Origin of the sequence: Streptomyces antioxidans (assembly GCF_000968685.2) — a bacterium.
Classification (GTDB): domain Bacteria; phylum Actinomycetota; class Actinomycetes; order Streptomycetales; family Streptomycetaceae; genus Streptomyces; species Streptomyces antioxidans.
This window is the reverse complement of sequence record NZ_LAKD02000147.1, coordinates 1-17,823: the sequence shown is the minus strand read 5'-3', so window position 1 is coordinate 17,823 and position 17,823 is coordinate 1. Positions and strand designations below refer to the sequence as shown.

The 17,823-nt window shown below is 70.7% G+C and carries 19 protein-coding genes; 5 read left to right on the top strand and 14 right to left on the bottom strand.

Features of this window, described 5'->3' with window-relative positions:
• Positions 1 to 238: 238 nt before the first annotated feature.
• The 11 genes from VT50_RS36710 to VT50_RS36665 all read right to left on the bottom strand — a co-directional run bounded on the left by VT50_RS36710 (position 239) and on the right by VT50_RS36665 (position 10,122).
• Positions 239 to 886 (bottom strand): OmpA family protein, encoded by a 648-nt coding sequence (locus tag VT50_RS36710; RefSeq protein ID WP_240529461.1) that lies wholly within the window; start codon positions 884 to 886, stop codon positions 239 to 241.
• 8 nt (positions 887 to 894) lie between these two features.
• Positions 895 to 1,488, bottom strand: a complete 594-nt coding sequence (locus tag VT50_RS36705) for a hypothetical protein (protein ID WP_046089984.1) — start codon at positions 1,486 to 1,488, stop codon at positions 895 to 897.
• Positions 1,489 to 1,549: 61 nt separating this feature from the next.
• Positions 1,550 to 2,227 carry a pilus assembly protein TadG-related protein gene (locus tag VT50_RS36700; protein ID WP_053048812.1) on the bottom strand — a complete coding sequence of 226 codons (678 nt, stop codon included), beginning with the start codon at positions 2,225 to 2,227 and terminating at the stop codon, positions 1,550 to 1,552.
• Between the two features lie 8 nt (positions 2,228 to 2,235).
• The gene (locus VT50_RS39895; protein WP_162496074.1) at positions 2,236 to 2,385 is read right to left on the bottom strand and encodes a hypothetical protein; all 150 of its coding nucleotides are present in this window, start codon (positions 2,383 to 2,385) and stop codon (positions 2,236 to 2,238) included.
• 290 nt (positions 2,386 to 2,675) lie between these two features.
• The gene (locus VT50_RS36695; protein WP_046089983.1) at positions 2,676 to 3,563 is read right to left on the bottom strand and encodes a DUF5936 domain-containing protein; all 888 of its coding nucleotides are present in this window, start codon (positions 3,561 to 3,563) and stop codon (positions 2,676 to 2,678) included.
• Between the two features lie 44 nt (positions 3,564 to 3,607).
• A complete protein-coding gene (locus VT50_RS36690) occupies positions 3,608 to 4,546 on the bottom strand; it encodes a type II secretion system F family protein (RefSeq protein WP_046089982.1) in 939 nt (312 codons plus the stop codon).
• A gap of 8 nt (positions 4,547 to 4,554) precedes the next feature.
• Complete coding sequence (locus VT50_RS36685) at positions 4,555 to 6,063, bottom strand: TadA family conjugal transfer-associated ATPase (protein ID WP_240529460.1); 1,509 nt, start codon at positions 6,061 to 6,063, stop codon at positions 4,555 to 4,557.
• The gene (locus tag VT50_RS36680) at positions 6,060 to 6,545 is read right to left on the bottom strand and encodes a TadE/TadG family type IV pilus assembly protein (protein WP_240529459.1); all 486 of its coding nucleotides are present in this window, start codon (positions 6,543 to 6,545) and stop codon (positions 6,060 to 6,062) included. Before VT50_RS36680 ends, VT50_RS36685 begins: the two co-directional genes overlap by 4 nt.
• A 181-nt stretch (positions 6,546 to 6,726) precedes the next feature.
• Positions 6,727 to 8,472: a CpaE/TadZ family protein gene (locus VT50_RS36675; protein ID WP_046089981.1), complete on the bottom strand. Its 1,746-nt coding sequence runs from the start codon at positions 8,470 to 8,472 to the stop codon at positions 6,727 to 6,729.
• 16 nt (positions 8,473 to 8,488) lie between these two features.
• Positions 8,489 to 9,193: a Flp pilus assembly protein CpaB gene (gene cpaB, locus VT50_RS36670; protein WP_046089980.1), complete on the bottom strand. Its 705-nt coding sequence runs from the start codon at positions 9,191 to 9,193 to the stop codon at positions 8,489 to 8,491.
• A 26-nt stretch (positions 9,194 to 9,219) separates the two neighbouring features.
• Positions 9,220 to 10,122: a hypothetical protein gene (locus VT50_RS36665; RefSeq protein ID WP_046089979.1), complete on the bottom strand. Its 903-nt coding sequence runs from the start codon at positions 10,120 to 10,122 to the stop codon at positions 9,220 to 9,222.
• A 280-nt stretch (positions 10,123 to 10,402) separates the two neighbouring features.
• On the opposite strand from VT50_RS36665, the gene VT50_RS36660 reads away from it, so the two are divergent.
• The gene (locus VT50_RS36660) at positions 10,403 to 12,175 is read left to right on the top strand and encodes a chitinase (protein ID WP_046089978.1); all 1,773 of its coding nucleotides are present in this window, start codon (positions 10,403 to 10,405) and stop codon (positions 12,173 to 12,175) included.
• Positions 12,176 to 12,427: 252 nt separating this feature from the next.
• Positions 12,428 to 13,438: a chitinase gene (locus tag VT50_RS36655; RefSeq protein ID WP_046089977.1), complete on the top strand. Its 1,011-nt coding sequence runs from the start codon at positions 12,428 to 12,430 to the stop codon at positions 13,436 to 13,438.
• 83 nt (positions 13,439 to 13,521) lie between these two features.
• Here VT50_RS36655 and VT50_RS36650 read toward each other — a convergent pair whose 3' ends face one another.
• Positions 13,522 to 14,412 carry a S1 family peptidase gene (locus VT50_RS36650; RefSeq protein WP_046089976.1) on the bottom strand — a complete coding sequence of 297 codons (891 nt, stop codon included), beginning with the start codon at positions 14,410 to 14,412 and terminating at the stop codon, positions 13,522 to 13,524.
• 128 nt (positions 14,413 to 14,540) lie between these two features.
• On the opposite strand from VT50_RS36650, the gene VT50_RS36645 reads away from it, so the two are divergent.
• Entirely contained in the window at positions 14,541 to 15,893 is a 1,353-nt protein-coding gene (locus VT50_RS36645; RefSeq protein ID WP_046089975.1) for a M14 family metallopeptidase, read from the top strand.
• Positions 15,894 to 15,978: 85 nt separating this feature from the next.
• On the opposite strand, the gene VT50_RS36640 is transcribed toward VT50_RS36645, so the two are convergent.
• Positions 15,979 to 16,230: a hypothetical protein gene (locus tag VT50_RS36640; RefSeq protein WP_046089974.1), complete on the bottom strand. Its 252-nt coding sequence runs from the start codon at positions 16,228 to 16,230 to the stop codon at positions 15,979 to 15,981.
• A complete protein-coding gene (locus VT50_RS36635; RefSeq protein WP_046089973.1) occupies positions 16,227 to 16,577 on the bottom strand; it encodes a hypothetical protein in 351 nt (116 codons plus the stop codon). The genes VT50_RS36640 and VT50_RS36635 overlap by 4 nt, the downstream gene beginning before the upstream one ends.
• A gap of 277 nt (positions 16,578 to 16,854) precedes the next feature.
• Here VT50_RS36635 and VT50_RS36630 point away from each other — a divergent pair, with 277 nt between their 5' ends.
• Both VT50_RS36630 and VT50_RS36625 read left to right on the top strand, forming a co-directional pair.
• Positions 16,855 to 17,679 carry a helix-turn-helix domain-containing protein gene (locus tag VT50_RS36630; protein WP_046089972.1) on the top strand — a complete coding sequence of 275 codons (825 nt, stop codon included), beginning with the start codon at positions 16,855 to 16,857 and terminating at the stop codon, positions 17,677 to 17,679.
• Positions 17,666 to 17,823: DUF397 domain-containing protein (locus VT50_RS36625; protein ID WP_079343973.1), on the top strand; the 158-nt coding region annotated here is incomplete at its 3' end. The genes VT50_RS36630 and VT50_RS36625, both read left to right, overlap by 14 nt.

Sequence of the window (17,823 nt, the reverse complement as noted above, 5' to 3'; positions counted from 1 at the left end):
GCTGGAGCCAAACCCCGCCCCGGAGCCTGGGGCGGAGCCCGGGTCCAGGGCCTGGGGCGAAGCCCCGGCCCGGAGTTTGGTGCAAGCCCCGCTCCGGGCAGAGACGAAGCCCCCGTCCAAGGGCTGGAGCGAAACCCCGCTCCGGGGCCTGGGGCGGAGTCCCAGGTTCGGGGGCTGGGGCAGAGTCCCAGGTTCGGGGAGGGGCGGGGTGGGGAAAATCCGCCGGATCACCCGCAGGTCAGCTGGTTCTGGGGAAGCTGACCTCTACTCGGCGGTTGCGCTTGCGGCCCTCCTCGGTCGCGTTGTCCGCGATCGGGTACTGCTCGCCGTAGCCCCGGATCTCGTAGTTGACGGAAGGGTCGAGGTCCTCGGCGAGTGCCTGCTGTACCGCGTTGGCCCGCTGCTTGGACAGCACGATGCCGTGGCCCGCGGAGCCCAGGTCGTCGGTGAAGCCGAAGACGCGGACAGTCTCGGCGTTCTGGCGCTCGGCCTCGGAGGCGATCTCCTTGATCCGGGTCCGCGCGTCGCCGCCCAGCTTGGCGCTGTCCTTGCCGAAGAGCACCTCGGCCTGGAGGGCGAACTTCACCTTGGCGTTGGTGTCCTCGCGCCGCTCGTCGCCGTCGTCCGTCTCGACCACGGACTTGATGTCCAGGACCCGGCCGGGCGCCAGCTTGGCGCCCTCGGGCATCTTCAGATCGGAGTCCTTGGCGTCGATCTCCACCGGCGGGGTGGTGTCGGCGGGCGCGCCGGGGCCGCTGTCCGCGTGGGCGGGCGGCGCCGGGGCGGTGAGGGTGACCAGGAGCGCGGTGGAGGCCAGCGCGGCCAGCACGGGGCCGCGGCGCACGGGACGGCCCGTCGTCCGCGGCGGCATGGTCTGCGGTGTCATGGCGCGGCTCACCCGGAGAGGGTGACGCTGACGGACGGCATGGTCGGGATCTGGAAGTCGAGCTCCTTGACGCTCTTCGGCGGGGCCGGGAACTGCGCGAACAGCGGTCGGCTCTCATTGGGCTTGATCCCGGACAGCCCCGTGGTACACAGGCATTGGCCATCGGTGTCCCGGAGGACGAGATAGCGCTTCTTGCCCTTCTCATCGACCAGGGACGCACCGGAGACGGACGAGAGCGACTTCACCTCGGTCTCCTTCGAGCGCCAGTCGATCGCGTTGAAGAGTCGGCTGCCCCGGTTGGTGACGGTGGCGTTGACGGTGACGAACCCGCCGTCGTCGCGCACCGCGGAGTGCAGGGTGACGACGACCCCGCCGGGCCCCTTCATCTCGCCGATGGTCTTGGAGGAGTCCGCCGCGGGCTCCTGCTCGTCGCCGTCGTTCTTGGCCGCGGTCGACGTCCGGTCCGCGGCGCCGTCGGGCTTCTTGTCGCCGTCGCCATCGCCATCGCCGCTGCCGCACCCGGCCACGGCGAGGGCCAGGGCCGCGGCGAGCGCCGTCGCGACGGCCCCCCTCCGGGCCTTCGTCGTGTGCCGAATGCTCATCGCTCGCTGTCCTTTGCTCTTCTGCTCTTCGTTCGCTCTTCGTTCGCTCTTCGTTCGCTCGTCAGTCGGCCAGGTGCACGGAGAAGAGGTCCTTGGCGTCGGGGAAGAGATCGAGCCGCGTCGGGTCGATGGTCAGGTCGATCCCATCGCAGCGGAGGTCGATGGGCGGCTTGTCATCCTTGCCGTCGTCCTTACCGCCGTCCCCGCCCTTGCCGTCGTCCTTACCGCCGCCGTCGGGCCGCCCCGTCGGCGGGGCGGACGGCGGCGCGGCCGTGCAGCGCGGGGTGACGACCGCCTTCGCCGTCGCCTCCCCGTACTGGCCCTCCGTACCGGGGATGACGGTCTTGCCCACCGGCTTGTGCGTCTTCACGCTGACGGTGAAGGACGTCGGCAGGAAGTCGGGCCCGCGGCAGTCGGTCACATCCGCCCCGTTCTGGTCGGCGAACCACTGCGCCTCGTCGCAGGCGTTGGTGCCGCCCAGTCCCCGTCCGTCCAGCAGGTCATCCCATGCGCTGCCGTTCGCGATCGCCTCAAGGAACCCCTTGCGCAGCTGGTCGCGGTAGTCCTGGGCGGCCGCGAGGGCCGCCGCGTCGGCGGCGGTCTGTCCGCCGTTGCGGGTGGCTCCGGCCTGGCCGACGGCGAAGAGGGCGAGCGCCAGGAAGAGCAGGCCCGCCACCGCCGTGATGTAGATCGGAAACGCCTGCCCCGCGTCGCTCCTGAAATCTCGGCGCGCTGTCACGAGACCGGTCAGATGCCGACGACCTGCGAGATCTTGTCGGAGATGGCGTTCGCGATCATGCTGCCGAAGTCCGTGGTCGACAGGACCAGCACGATGGCCACCACCACGGCGATGATGCCCAGATATTCGATCGAGGTCTGCCCCCGATCGTTCCGCATGACGCGCTTCCCCATTGTGTTCCCCTCCATGGGCTGCCGTCCCTCTGTGGTCCGGCGACTCAACCCCCGTGGTGTCGCTGGCGACACGAGCAAAGTACGCCGAAACAGCCGTCTCGGAACAGTGCCCCAGGAAGCATTGCCTTCCCCGTTCACCACGTTCGAACCGTAGACGTGACGACCAACCCCGGCCGCGCATCCGTCTCACCCCCTCCCGGCACCGAGGAGCCCTCCATCGACGACTGTCCCATATTCAATTGCATCCGCGAAGGCGCTTCACGCAAAAGAGACCGTCAGTCCCCGGTCACCGAGCCGAAGTCGGTGCCGGAGCCGATGAAGAACCCCGCGACGAGCAGCACCATCGTTCCGGGCACCATGAAGGTCGTGATGACCATGGTCGCCTTGGGCACCGCGCGGGCCGCGCGCCGCCGCGCGTTCTGGGCGTCCGTACGGCGCATGTCATTCGCAATGGCGATCAGCGTTTCGACAATCGGAGCGCCCAGCTCCTCGCCCTGCTGAAGGGCGGTGACGAACTGCGCGACCTGTTCCGAGTCATTACGTTTACGTAGTTCCTCGAACGCCTGACGACGACTGACCCCCATGTCCATTTGCCGAAGTGTGATGCGAAGTTCATCCGCCCAGGGGCCCTCATACTTCTCTGCGACCCGGTCCAGGGCCTGACGGAAGCTCAAACCCGCGCTCACCACGACGGCCAGGACATCCAGAAAGTCCGGCAGCGTCCGCTCGATCGCGTCCTTGCGCTCACGCACCGCCGCCCAGATGCCCACCTCGATCCAGAACAGCCCGAACGCCACCAGCAGCAGCGCCAGCAGCACTTGGCCCTTGAGCAGCATCACCAGCGCCCCGACGAAGCCGAGCGCCCCGTAGACGGCCCGGCGGGCCGCGTAGCGATCCACCGTCAGACCGCCCGGGTTGCCCGCCAGATCGATCCGGCGGCGGACCCGGGCCACCCGCTTCTCGCCCATCAGCCGCAGCACCAGCGGGGCGTAGCGCATGCCCAGCCGGTCGACGGCCGAGCCGACCACGGTCGTCCGGCTGGAGCCGACCTCCAGCGCCACCGCCAGATCGCTGGGCAGCTTGGCCTCGCTGCGGTACAGCGCGATGCCGTAGGCGATGCCCGCCACCGCGAGCCCGGCCGCCAGCGCCAGCAGCAGTGCCATCTCCCTTGAGTCCCCTCTTCCTGGATTCGCTCGTACGTCGGTCGCTATACGTCGATCTTGGACATGCGGCGGATCAGGAAGAAGCCGATCCCGTACAGGCAGAAGGCCACGACCACCGCCGCCTGCCCCCAGAAGGACGAGGTCATCCGGTCCAGCGAACCGGCCGAGATCCGGTTCATCAGCAGCAGTGTCCCGATCCCCAGCAGCGGGACGACATAGGCGGTGACGGTCACCTGCGAGAGCTGGGTGCGCACCTCCCGCCGGGTCTCCTTGCGCTCCTCCAGCGTCTGGGTCAGGTTGCGCAGCGAGCTGACCACGGTGCCGCCCGCGCGGTTGGACAGCACCAGCGTGGTGACCAGCACCACCAGCTCCCGGGACGGCAGCCGCTCGGCCAGCTCCTCCAGCGCGTCGTCGATCGAGTGGCCCACCGCCAGCTTGGCCGCGACCTTGCCCAGCTCCTCGCCCGCCGGGGCCTCCATCTCGTCCGCCGCCATGCCGAGCGCGGTGCGCAGCGCCAGCCCGGCCTGGGTGGCGTTGGCCAGGATCCGCGACAGCTCGGGCAGTTGGTTGATGAAGCGCTCTATCCGCTTCTGCCGCTGCCAGTTGAGGAACGCGAAGGACCCCCAGACGGCGACCACCGCCGCTATCGGGCCGAAGAACGCCGCCAGGAAGGACGCCGCGATCAGCCACAGCCCGGCCGCCGCCCCCGCCGTGTAGACGAAGAACTCCCCCGGGGTGATCTCCAGGCCCGTGGCCGCCAGCCGCAGCTCCAGCTTCCGACCCAGGGAGGTGGTGCGCAGCCGCCGGTCGACACCCGAGAAGCGGCGCGCGCGGGCGGTGCCCGGCAGCGGGCCGGTCTCCGACAGCCGGTCGATCAGCGCGCGCTGCTGCTCCTTGCCGCGTGCGTAGGTGTGCACGCCCACGACGCCCAGCGCGCCGCACACCAGCGTCGCGCCGAGGGCGGCCGTCGCGAGATGGTCCATGGGCCCTGCTACCTCCGGTCCCTGGGGTCGAACGAGGGTCGGTCGTACGGCGGCCGGTCGGGTGGAGGGCGGTCGTACGGCGGCCGGTCGGGTGAGGGCCGGTCGTACGGCGGCCGGTCATGTGGAGGGCCGCCGAACGGGGGCCGGTCGTACGGCGGCCGGTCGTACGGGTCGTATCCGGCCGCGCGGGTGGCCAGCTGCGCCGGGAAGGCGGCCACGCCGAAGGCGGGCGGCACCGACTCACCGGCCATCCGCAGCCGCTCGGCCACCCGCTCCGGCAGCGGGAAGTAGCGGAACCGCCCGTGCACCACCCGGTCCGCGCCCATCGGCTGGGCGTCGAAGCGGCAGACGGTGGCGATGCGGTAGGCCTCGTGGCCGTGGCTGTCGAGCAGCGCGATCTCGCTGATCCGCCGCGAGCCGTCGGCCTGCCGGACGAGCTGGACGATGCAGTCCACGGCGCTGTTGATCTGGTCCCGCAGCGCCTCGTAGGGGATCGCCACGTCCGACATGGAGGCGAGCGTCTGGAGCCGCATCAGCGCGTCCTCGGCGCTGTTGGCGTGGACGGTGGCCAGCGAACCGTCGTGCCCGGTGGACATGGCCTGGAGCATGTCCAGCGTCTCCCCGCCGCGCACCTCGCCGACGATGATGCGGTCGGGGCGCATCCGGAGGGAGTTGCGGACCAGGTCGCGGATGGTGATCCGGCCCTTGCCCTCGACATTGGGCGGCCGGGACTCCAGCCGGATGACATGGGTCTGCTGCAGCTGGAGCTCGGCGGCGTCCTCGACGGTGATGATGCGCTCCCCGTCGGGGATCAGCCCGGAGAGGGCGTTGAGCAGCGTGGTCTTGCCGGACCCCGTGGGGCCCGAGACCACGACGTTGAACTTGGCCCGCACCAGCGCCGCGAGCAGCATCAGCATCTGCTCGTCCAGCGTGCCCATGCCGATCAGCTCATGGAGGGTGTAGGCGCGGGGGAAGCGGCGGATGGTGAGCGTGGCGCCGGTGAGGGCGAGCGGCGGGATGATCACGTTGACCCGCTCACCGGACGGGAGCCTGGCGTCGACCATCGGATTCGACTCGTCCACCCGGCGGTTGACCGTCGAGACGATCCGCTCGATGGTCTGCATCAGCTGCTCCTGGGAGGCGAAGCGGACCGGGACCAGCTCGACCCGGCCCGCGCGCTCCACGAAGATCTGGTCCGGGCCGTTGACCATGATCTCGGTGATGGAGGTGTCCTCGAGGAGCGGTTCGAGCACCCCGAGGCCCAGCGCCTCGTCCACCACCCGGCGGATCAGCTGGGAGCGCTCGCTGGTGGACAGCACCGGGCCCTCGCGGCTGATGATGTGGCCGAGCACCCGCTCCAGCCGGGAGCGGCGCTCGGCGGTGGAGAGCGAGGACATCTCGGCGAGGTCGATCTCCTCCAGCAGCTTGGCGCGGTAGGCGGAGACGAGGTGCCCGTCCTGGCGCCCGCCGCCCTCGCCGGGCCCCTCGGGTGCGGTGATACGGGCCCGCAGGCTCATCGTCCGCCTCCCGACCCGGCCGAGCCCCGCAGCGCGCCCGACACGCCCGACACGCCCGACGCGTGCGACGCGCCCGACGCGTGCGACGCCAAGTCGCCCGTACCGCCGCCCCCTTCGTCGCAGGGCATGGTGGCGCTCTTCTCGGCGCTGCCGAAGTCGAAGCCGGGGATGACGGAGGGGATCTCCACGGTCGCGGTGGCCCGCGCCTCCCCGCCCCCGCAGCCCCCGCTGCCGATGCTCGCCCCGTCAGCCAGCCACCCGCTCATCGCCGCCTTCCCGGCGGCCTGTGGGCTGGTACGCGGCTCGTCCAGCGACGCCGTCCGCGCCGCCGCCCGCGCCGCGGTCCCGGCCTGCTGCGCGGCGTACGCGGCGATGCCGAGTTGTACGGCGGCGAGCGCGACGAGGATGAGGACCGGCAGAAACCCAAGGAACTCGATGGACGCCGACCCACCGTCGCCCCGCCCCCGGCGGCTCCACCGCACAGTGGCCGCCGCCGCGCCGCGGGGTCCCCCCGGTGCCCAGCCCCGGCTCCCGGGCCGCGCGGCGGCGGGCGGGGGGCCATCGCCCGGCGTGGTTGCCGCCGCAGGGCGGCCTGGGTCGCGGGGGGTCGTCGTGGGGTGTGCGCGGGCGGTCCGCGCGGGGGTGCGGTGGCCTCGGGTCACGTCACTCTCCTCCGCCCGCCAGGTCGGTCTCGTCCGCCGCGCCCGCCGTGCCCGTGACCGTCCAGGGGAAGTCGGCGGCGCCCGGGAAGAGGATCGGCACGTGGAGCCTGACCGTGGCCTTGTAGACCGTGCCGTCGCCGCCGCCGCAGTCGATGTCGGCGGTCCAGGAGCCGGGGATGTCCTTCGCCGCCGCGTCCTGGCAGGCGCCCGCGCCCTTGGCGGCGCCCGCGCGGGCGCCCTTGTCGGCGGAGTTGCCCGCCAGCGAGTAGGTGTAACCCACCAGCACCAGCTGCCAGATGACCGCGAGCACGGTCAGGGCCAGCGGCAGGACGCCCAGGAACTCGACCGTCACCTGGCCCCGGTCGCCGCCGCCCCGCTTGCGCAGGAAGCCCCTGGTGGACGGCGGGGCGAGCTCGTTCAGCGCGTCGGTGCCGTCGCCCACGCTGCCCTGCGCCGGGTCGCCGCCCGCCTCTATGGCATGGCGCCGCCGCAGCCCCGGCAGGACGCGCTCGCCGCCGCCCCCGGCCGCGTGGCCACCCCGGTGGTTGGCGCGGCGGCCACCGCCCGGGGGTGCCGCCTCCACCAGGCCCAGCTCACCGGCCAGCCCCCACAACGCCTGTTTGACGGCCGACTTGGCGTCCAGGTCGTGCATCCGGCCCGAGTCGACGGCGGGCTGGAGCTCCTTGAACCCGGCCGGGACCGCCGTACGGGCCACCACCGTGCCGGTGGCCCGCTGGACCAGCTGCGGCTGGATCTCCGCGCTGCGGGTGTGCCGATTGACCACGGTCACGGTCTCCTCCGCCTTGCGGATCTGGAGCCGGTCCCAGAGCCGGACCATGCGCTTGGCGGCGCGCACCGCGACCACGTCGGGCGTGGTCACCAGCAGCGCGATGTCCGCGAGCTCCACGGCGGCGGCGCCCGCGGAGGTCATCTGCGTACCGCAGTCGACGATCACGACCTCGAAGCGCGACCGCAGCGCGCCGATGACCTGCCGGGCGGTGCGGTCGGTCACCTCCTCGCCGCGCTCGCCCTCGCCCGGCGCGAGCAGCAGCCCGAGCCCGGTCTGGTGGGTGAACACCGCGTCCTGGAGCACCCGCGGCGAGATGTCGTTGATCTGCGCCAGATCGGCGATCGAGCGCCGGAACTGGACGTCGAGGTACGAGGCGATGTCCCCGGACTGGAGGTCCATGTCGACCAGCGCGACCTTGCGGCCCGCGGCCCGCGCGGCGAGCGCGAGCTGTACGGCGGTCACGGTGGTGCCGACCCCGCCCTTGGCGCCCGCGACCGCGACCAGCTTCCCGCCGGGCCCGGCGGCATAGGGGTCACCGCCGCCCCCGAGATGGCGCCGCACGCCCGTGGCCCACTGGGCGGCGCCCTGCACCCGGGCCGCCAGCTCCTCGTACGCCAGCGGTATCCCGGCGATGCCGCGGGCCCCGGCGTCCATGGCGGCCGAGTACAGCGCGGGCCCCGCGTCGGCGGTCACCAGCACCACGCCCACCGCGGGGAAGCGCAGCGCGATCTCGCGGATCAGCTCGAGCGCCGGGGCCGGGCCGATGCGCTCATGGACGAGGACGACCTCCGGCAGCTCCTCCAGGGAGGCGGCGGCCAGCGAGGCGAGGGTGTCGAGCAGCAGGGTCGAGTCGCCCACCGGCGCCGACGGTTCGGCACCGGGCAGCTGGCCGAGCAGCCCGCTCAGGGAGTGGGCGGCGTCGGGGTCGCCGACGGCGGGGAGAATCCTGATCGTCACCGCGGCACCTCCTCACTCATTTGTCGCCGTCGAGGGTGTAGGTGCGGTCGTCGGGGTCTATGGAGGGTCCCCCGCCGGGCGCGACCAGCGCGAGCCGCACATGCGAGGCGAACGACTCCGCGTAGGCCACGCGCTGGGCGTTCCTGGTGTCGAGCGCGAAGGTGATCGGCACGGCCTCGTCGATCCGCCGCTTGTCGTCCCGGTCCGGCTCCAGGGCGGTGATCTTGCCGAGGTCGAGCACCTCGGCGCCCGCGACGATCAGCTTGGAGACCGGCTTCTCGCCCTGGGTGCTGCCCTCGAAGGTGGCGTAGATATTGACCCGCGCCCCCGGGGTGATCTTGCCCGCGACACCGGTCGCCGCGTCGACCATGATCGCGATCTCCTGCTGTCCGGGCTTCAGGGCGGGCCGGTTCACGATCATGTCGCGCTGGAGCAGCGACCCCTTGGTCAGCTGGGTCACCGCGATCTTCCCGCGTAGCTCGTCGAGATCGGTGACGGCGGTGGCGGGCACATAGCGCTTGGGCATCGAGACCTTCTCGAACTCCCCCGCGTCCAGCGCCTTGTACGGCTTGACGTCCGAGGTGAGCTTGTAGGCCGTGGTCTCGGGGCCGACCTTCGACTCCACGTCGTTGACGACGGAGAGGACTCCGGCGAAGGCGCCGACGGCACACAGGACCGACAGGAGCAGCAGGATGACTCCGCGGCGCTGGCGTGAATTCATGGGTCGCACAACCTCGTTCGGGGACGTTACCGGCTGGTCAGGGCGGGACGCTGGGACATGAGCAGTGCGGGGATCTCATCGCCGCGGGCCACCGGGCAGGAGCAGAAGGCGCAGCGGTCGCCGATGAGTTCAAAGCCGCACCAGTGGCATTCCTCTCTCCGTACGGACGCCACGAGCTGGTAGAGGACCGAGAGGTCGGGGATGGCCGCGGCGAACTCGATCAGCTTCGGGGTGCCCCACCAGCGCGCCGACTCGGCGGGCAACGGCACCTCCTCCACCGCGCGTACGCCCCAGGCGGGGGCGAGGGCGCCGGTGACCCAGTCGTCGTGGCCCGCGCCGCCGCCGAAGCCATGGCTGCTGAGCTGCCCCCGGGCGACGGTCATGGAGGTGGCGTACCCCGGGGCGGGCAGCTCGGTCGCGCCGCCGACCTTGACCAGGTGCGGGGTGGGGTGGGCGAGCACCCCGAAGTGTGCCCCTGGCATCCAGGACTTGACGTGCGAGGTGAGGCTGACCGGGACCCGGTCCAGCTTGGCGACGCTGCCGAGCAGGGCGCCCGCGTGGATGTAGTGGGAGAGCAGCCGGGCGGCGCACGCCAGCACGCCGGGGCTGAAGTCGGATACGGACAGCTGGCGCAGCTGACGGGCCAGCACGGCGACGGCCAGCGGGGGCAGTTCGAGCGGCAGCAGCGCCATCCGGTCGGTCTCCAGGACGGAGCGCACGGTGTGGAGCCTGCGGACCACGGCCGCGGGGGTCGCGGCGGGGTACAGCACGACGAGATAGCCCTGCTGGTCGAGGAGGGTCCCGACCTCGGCGAGGGCGTCGTCGAGTAACTGTGCGTCCGGCGGGCGGAGCACGACGGCCGACGGGGTCTGCCCGTCGGGCGGCGGAAGCACCAGCTCACGGCCGGTGACTGCTATCGCGGTGGGCACGTCGGCTACCCCGTCTCACATCGGCGCCGAGCGGCGGCGGCCGCAGGTCTTTACTGCCCTGTCTCTTACTGCCCCTGTCCTGGTGCGTCGTCACTTTATCTACGAAAACGGCGTGAGAGAACAGTTCCTCTGGGTTACGCACACCAGGCCCGATCCTTCAGTGCGCGCATCCCCTTGACAAGGGCATTGGTCTGGACCACTTTACGTTCATACGGTGGCCACCGTCCGCAATCCCCTCCTTCACCCCGGCTTCCCAACGGATTCCCCCACGGAGGCAGTCATGGACCGTGCCCCGCACCCCCGCCCCACCCGACTCAGACGCGGCGTCGCCCGGCTGACCGGCGCGCTCGCCGCGACCGCGCTGGGCGCCACGGCACTTGTCGCCCTGAGCGGCCCCGCCGCGGGCGCCACTTCGGGATCCACCTCGCGCGCCACCGAGGGCAGCGCCGCCTCACGTACCGCGGCCGCCAACCTCGCCCAAAACCCCGGCTTCGAGTCCGGCCTCAGCGGCTGGACCTGCTCGGCGGCGAGCGGCACCCCGGTCGCGAGTCCCGTGCACGGCGGCTCGGCCGCCCTCAAGGCCACCCCGGCGGGCTCGGACAACGCCCGCTGCGCCCAGACCGTGGCCGTCCAGCCCAACTCCTCGTACACCCTCAGCGCCTGGGTCCAGGGCAGCTATGTGTACCTCGGCGCGAGCGGCACCGGCACCACCGACGTCTCCGCCTGGACGCCCTCCGCGACCGGCTGGCAGCAGCTCAGCACCAGCTTCACCACCGGCGCCAGCACCACTTCGGTGACCGTCTACACCCACGGCTGGTACGGGCAGCCCGCCTACTACGCCGATGACATCAGCCTGTCCGGCCCCGGCGGCGGCCCCGGCGATCCCGGCGACCCGGTGCCCGCCGCGCCGAGCGGGCTGCGGACCGGCGCCGTCACCTCGTCCTCGATCGATCTGTCCTGGTCCCCGGCCACCGGCGCGACCGGCTACGAGGTCTACCGCGACGGCTCCAAGGTGCGGTCGGCAGGCGGCACTTCCGCGACCGTGACCGGGCTGTCACCGTCCACCTCGTACCGGTTCCAGGTCACCGCCACCAACGCGGCGGGCGAGTCGCCCAGGTCCGCCGCCGTCACGGGCACCACCTCGGCCGGAAGCGGCGGGGGCGGCGGGGGCGTGCCCAAGCACGCGGTCACCGGCTACTGGCAAAACTTCAACAATGGCGCGGCCGTACAGAAGCTGCGCGAGGTCCAGGACCAGTACGACATCATCGCGGTGGCCTTCGCGGACGTCACCGGCTCCCCCGGAGCGGTCGACTTCACCCTCGACCCCGCCGTCGGCTACGGCAGCGAGCAGCAGTTCAAGGACGACATCAAGGCCAAGCAGGCGGCCGGGAAGTCCGTGGTGATCTCCATCGGCGGTCAGAACGGCACGGTCTCGGTCAATGACTCGACCTCCGCGAACAACTTCGCCAACTCCGTCTACGCCCTGATGAACGAGTACGGCTTCAACGGCGTCGACATCGACCTGGAGAACGGCCTCAACGCCACCTATATGACCCAGGCGCTGCGCTCCCTTTCGGCGAAGGCCGGATCCGGCCTGGTGATCACCATGGCCCCGCAGACCATCGACATGCAGTCCACGTCCAACGCCTACTTCCAGACGGCGCTGAACATCAAGGACATCCTGACCGTGGTCAACATGCAGTACTACAACAGCGGTTCCATGCTGGGCTGCGACGGCAAGGTCTACTCCCAGGGCTCGGTCGACTTCCTCACCGCCCTCGCCTGCATCCAGCTGGAGGGCGGCCTCTCACCGTCCCAGGTGGGCCTGGGCCTGCCCGCCTCGACGCGGGGCGCGGGCAGCGGCTATGTCTCCCCGGCGGTCGTGAACAACGCCCTGGACTGCCTGGCCCGCGGCACGAACTGCGGCTCCTTCAAACCGGCCAGGACCTACCCGGGGCTGCGCGGCGCGATGACCTGGTCCACCAACTGGGACGCGACGGCGGGCAACGCGTGGTCGAACGCGGTGGGCCCCAAGGTCCACGGTCTGCCGTAGCGCGACGCGGCCTCTTGAGCGGGGCGTGACGCGCCCCCTTTCGGGGGGACTTCACCGAGAGGGGCCGGAGGGGGCCGGGGGCGCAACCGCTCCTGGCCCCCTCATCCGCATTTTTCACCCTCATGTGCGGGGAGGATGCCGCGCGGGGTTGACAACGCTATTGGTCTGGACCACCTTATACGCACGCCACAGGGGCCCCTGAACGCGCACTGGCACCACCTCCCCCCACATCCCCCACGTACGGAGGCTGTCGTGGTACGCGCACAGTTCACCAAGCGGCTGCTCGGAGCCGCCGCAGTCGTCGCCCTCGCCGCAGGAGGGCTGATATCCACGGGCATGGCCAACGCGTCCGAGGAGCACCAGGACGCGGGGCAGCACGCGGCCGCCGTCCCCGAACACGCCGTCACCGGGTACTGGCAAAACTTCGACAACGGCGCGACGAAGCAGAAGCTCTCGGACGTCCCGGACGACTACGACATCATCGCGGTGGCCTTCGCGGACGCCACCGGCTCCCCCGGAGCGGTCGACTTCACCCTCGACCCCGCCACCGGCTACGGCGACGAGCAGCAGTTCAAGGACGACATCAAGGCCAAGCAGGCGGCCGGGAAGTCCGTGATCATCTCCGTCGGCGGCGAGAAGGGCACCATCTCGGTCAGCGACGACGCCTCGGCGGACGCCTTCGCCTCCTCCATCACCGGCCTGATGGACGAGTACGGCTTCAACGGCGTGGACATCGACCTCGAGAACGGCGTCAACTCCACGTACATGACCAAGGCCCTCAAGGCCATCCACGACGAGAAGAGCGATGTCGTGGTCACCATGGCGCCGCAGACCATCGACATGCAGTCGGCGTCCACCGAGTACTTCAAGACCGCCCTGGGGATCAAGGACTTCCTGACGGTGGTCAACATGCAGTACTACAACAGCGGTTCGATGCAGGGCTGTGACGGCCAGGTCTACTCCCAGGGCTCGGTCGACTTCCTCACCGCCCTCGCCTGCATCCAGTTGGAGAACGGCCTCGACCCGTCCCAGGTGGGCATCGGCGTGCCCGCCTCCACCAGCGGCGCGGGCTCCGGCTATGTCGAGCCGGGCGTGGTCAACGACGCCCTGGACTGCCTCGCCAAGGGCTCCGGCTGCGGCTCCTTCAAGCCGTCCAAGACCTACCCCGGCATCCGTGGCGCGATGACCTGGTCCACCAACTGGGACGCGGCCAGCGGGAACGCCTGGTCCAAGGCGGTCGGCCCGCACGTCCACGGGCTGTAGGCCCCTGGATCGCGAACGGCAGTTCGACGTACGCCGGTGCGCCCCGCCTTACGTAGCGGGGCACACCGGCGTACGGGTGTTCGCTAGGGCTTGGGCAGCGCACACCCCGGCAGACCGAGGTCGATCTTGTTGCCGGTGGTCACGCACTGGGTGATGCCGTAGGTCTCCTGGCCGTAGTTGATGCCCTGGCGCACCGTCACCGTGCCGTTCTCGTCCACCTCGCAGGGGTTGTTGACGGTGCAGCGGCCGCCGTCCTCGTTGCCCGTGTTGTTCACGGCCACGACCTCGCCGGACGCCGGGTCGACGACGGGAGAGCCCGACGTTCCGCCGATCGTGTTACAGGCGGAGGTGTAGCGGACCGAGTCCTTCCAGGTCCAGTCGCCCTCCTTAAGGCGATATGCAAATCCGTCGATATTGCAGGAGTAGATCGTCTTCCAGTAGCCGGAGACCACATTGATGGCGGAGCCCTGGGTCGGGTGGCTGTCCGACAGCCGCAGCGCCTTGATGCCGTATGACGACTGGATCTGCGCGTATGTGGACGTCAGCTGGTACAGCGAGACATCGGTGTCGGTCATCGTCGCGTACGCGACCTTGCTCGCCCGGACGGTTCCGGCCTGGCCGCCCGAGGCGGTCAGCAGGGTGAAGCTCCGGCTGGACGGCTGGTCGACGATCACCTCTCCCGCGCCGGGGAAGCCGCTCTCCAGGCAGTGTCCGTTGGAGAGGACGAGCGCGGGGTCGCTGTCGGCCGAGCCCGGCGTGCGGACGACGGAGCCGGAGCAGTTGCTGAGCGCCACGGTGCCCGCGAAGTCGACCGCCTTCGGGGCCTTGACGGCGGCCTTGGCGGGAGCCGGGGCGGCGGCCTCGGCGGGAGCCTTGGCGGGCGACGCGGCCGCCGCGGGTGCCGCACCCGCGCCGACGAGGGTCGCTCCGCCCAGCAACAGGGCCGAGAGCGCACCGATGAGAGATCTGTTCATGCGGGGGGTTCCTTCCCTCGATGAGAAGTTCCTTCGGCTTCGACCATTTCCCACCCTTGCGCATGTCATGCGCATGGCCGAACACTGGCGCGCGGCAGTCGCTCGCCCCTCACCCCCCAGGAGATGTCATGCGACGTCGCATCAGCGGTAGACGGGCCACCGCCCTCACCGCGCTGCTCACCCTCGCACTCGCCGCACCCATGGCAGCTCAGGCCGACGATCCCAGCCCACGGCCCGGCACCGAGCGCACCGCATCACCCACTGCCCGAGGCGCCGACGAGAGCGTGCGGCAGTACGCGGTCTCCGGCCCCGCCTCCCGGGCCGACCGCTCCGCGGTCGCCGCCACCGGGGTCTCCATCGACGAGGTGGACGCCCGCTCCCTGGTCGTCACCGCCGACCCGGCGCAGGCCGAGCGGGTGCGCGCGCTCGGCTACCGGCTCACCGCGCTCCAGGGCCCGCCCGACCGCGCCGGGGGCAGGGCGGCCAAGCCGTTCGACTTCCCGTCGGCCGACGCGAAGTACCACAACTACGCCGAAGCGAACGCCGAGATCAACGCGGCGGTCGCCACGTATCCTTCCATCCTCAGCAAGCGCGTCATCGGGAAGTCGTACGAGGGCCGCGACATCGTCGCCCTCAAGATCAGCGACAATGTGGCCACGGACGAGGACGAGCCCGAGGTCCTCTTCACCGCCCATCAGCACGCCCGTGAGCACCTTACGGTGGAGATGGCGCTCTATCTGCTGAAGCAGTTCACCGAGGGCTACGGCAGCGACTCCCGGATCACGGACGCGGTCAACGGCCGGGAGATCTGGATCGTCCCCGATGTGAACCCGGACGGCGGCGAGTACGACATCGCCACCGGCTCCTACCGCAGCTGGCGCAAGAACCGCCAGCCCAACTCCGGTTCGTCCGCCGTGGGCACCGACCTCAACCGCAACTGGGACTTCAAGTGGGGATGCTGCGGCGGCTCCTCCGGCTCCCCGGCGTCCGAGACCTACCGCGGCGCCAGCGCCGGTTCGGCCCCCGAGGTGAAGGTCGTCGCCGACTTCGCCCACAGCCGCGTCGTGGGCGGCGAGCAGCAGATCAAGGCCGCGATCGACTTCCACACCTACAGCGAACTGGTGCTGTGGCCGTTCGGCTGGACGTACGACGAGACCACCACCGGCATGACGCGGGACGACTACGACGCCTTCGCCGCGGTCGGCAAGAAGATGGCGGCGAGCAACGGCTACACCCCCGAGCAGTCGAGCGAGCTCTACATCACCGACGGCGCGATCGACGACTACCTGTGGGGCACCCAGAAGGTCTTCGCCTACACCTTCGAGATGTACCCGACCTCCTCCGGCGCGGGCGGCTTCTACCCGCCCGACGAGGTCATCGACCGCGAGACCAGCCGCAACCGCGACGCGGTGCTCCAACTCGTGGAGAACGCGGACTGCATGTACCGCTCGATCGGCAAGGAGGAGCAGTACTGCAGCTGAGCGCGGCCGTACGGCACGCGGGCGTCGTCCCGGCGGCATCCCCGCCGGGACGGCGCCTCGCGAATGGCCCCGAGGGCGGCCCTCTTCAGTACCGCTGTCGGCCGCCCGGGTAGCGGACGGGCTGACGGCACTCGGGCGCATCGGGGGGCGGGGGCCGCTCACCGAGCGCGTAGCACAGGGCCGCGTGCAGCTGCTCCGCCGCCGCGAGGGTCAGCTCCAGCTCGGCGATCGTGAGAGGCCGCCCGCCCCTGCTGATCTGGAGCGGCAACGCGAGTTCCGCACCGTTCGCCCGGTGCAGGCCCCGGCCCGGAACGGGGCCGATTCGCCAGTCGGTCACGACGTCCCCACAGCGCTGCCGGGCGCCGTGCCCACGGCCGGGTCGTCGTCCCCGCCGTACGAGGGCAGGCGGGCACCCCTGCTCTCGGCGACCCGCAACACGTCGCACAGCGCCTCGCACAGCCGGTCCGCGAGGTAGCGCAGCTCCCGGGCGTCCGCCCTGGGGGCGTCCAGCAACGCCCGGGCGTGCCGGAGGAGTTCCGCTCCCATGGAGAGCTGTACGGCCTCGATCGCGTCCGCACGTCGGCTCAGCGGGCTGTTCCCGTCGTCCGACGACAGATAACACGGCTTGCCGTCCGGGTCCGTCCACGGCAGCAGGCGCAGACCGGTACCGGTCATCGCGCTCATCCGGACACCTCCATGGCCCGGTGGACGGCCGTGTGGCAGGACGGCAATAAGGCGAGAAGTGCACTCACGCGGGCGAGGAACCGCTCCCTAGGGTTGCTCACGTTCATCAGCTCCCATCAGCTGGTGGGCCACGCCCTCGGGCCGGTGCACCCCGGTCGCGAGGGTCTTGCGCTTCTTCACGCTGTGTGGCGCTTTCCTCACAGAGTGGGGGTCGCTCTGACTACGCTGGAAGGAGGGCGCGCCTGACAACGCACCTTTCAACTCGGGGAGTCAGCCCATGAAGATGGACCGAAGGCCACGCACTCCAAGGGAGAAGTACGGGGAGGAGTTGAGGATCCGGCGCACGGCGGCCGATATGACGCAGGAGGCGCTGAGCGAACGCGTGGTGTGCTCGCCAACGCTGATCAGCCATTTCGAGGCGGGCAGGCGGCTTCCCAGGCCAGACGACGCACAGCGGATCGACCAGGCGCTGGGGACAGACGGGTTCTTCGCGCGATGGCTGGAGGATCTAGAGTCGAAGTTCGCCGACCACTTCGCGGTCGTGGCCGAGCTGGAGCAGCAGGCCACGTTGATCCAGCAGTTCGCATTGACGCTGGTGCCTGGTGTACTCCAGACCGACAACTACGCGCGTTCCTTGTTCCGCGCGTACCGACCGAACCACACGGCGGAGGAGCTTGATGAAGCCGTTGTCATCCGAACAAGGCGTTCCCGAATTCTCGACGGCTCGCCGAGGCCGGTCGTCTGGACGCTGTTCGACGAGGCCGCACTGCGGCGCCGTGTCGGCGGGCCACAGGTCATGGCCGAACAGCTATGCAAGATCGCCGACTTGGCCGAGGCGGGGCGGTTGCGGCTGCATGTACTGCCGAACGGCGTCGGGGCTCACGCCCTCATGGAGAGTCTGCTCACCCTCATGAGCTTCGAGGAATCGCCTCCGGTGGCCTACGTCGAAGGTTTCCTGACCGGCAACTTGATGGACGATCCGGCGCTGGTGGCCGCCAGTCATACGGCTTACGCTCTTGCACTGAGCGACGCGTTATCGCAACAGGAGTCAGTGGCCCTCGTCAGAGCGGCAGCGGAGGAACACGCACATGGACAGCAGTGAGCGCACCGTCTCAGACGCGTCCACCCTCACCGGGTGGCACAAGTCCAGCTACAGCGGGGGAAGTACGCCCCAGGGCGAATGCCTCGAAGTGGCGCGAGGCTACGCCGACGTACCCGTCCGCGACAGCAAAGACCCACACGGCCC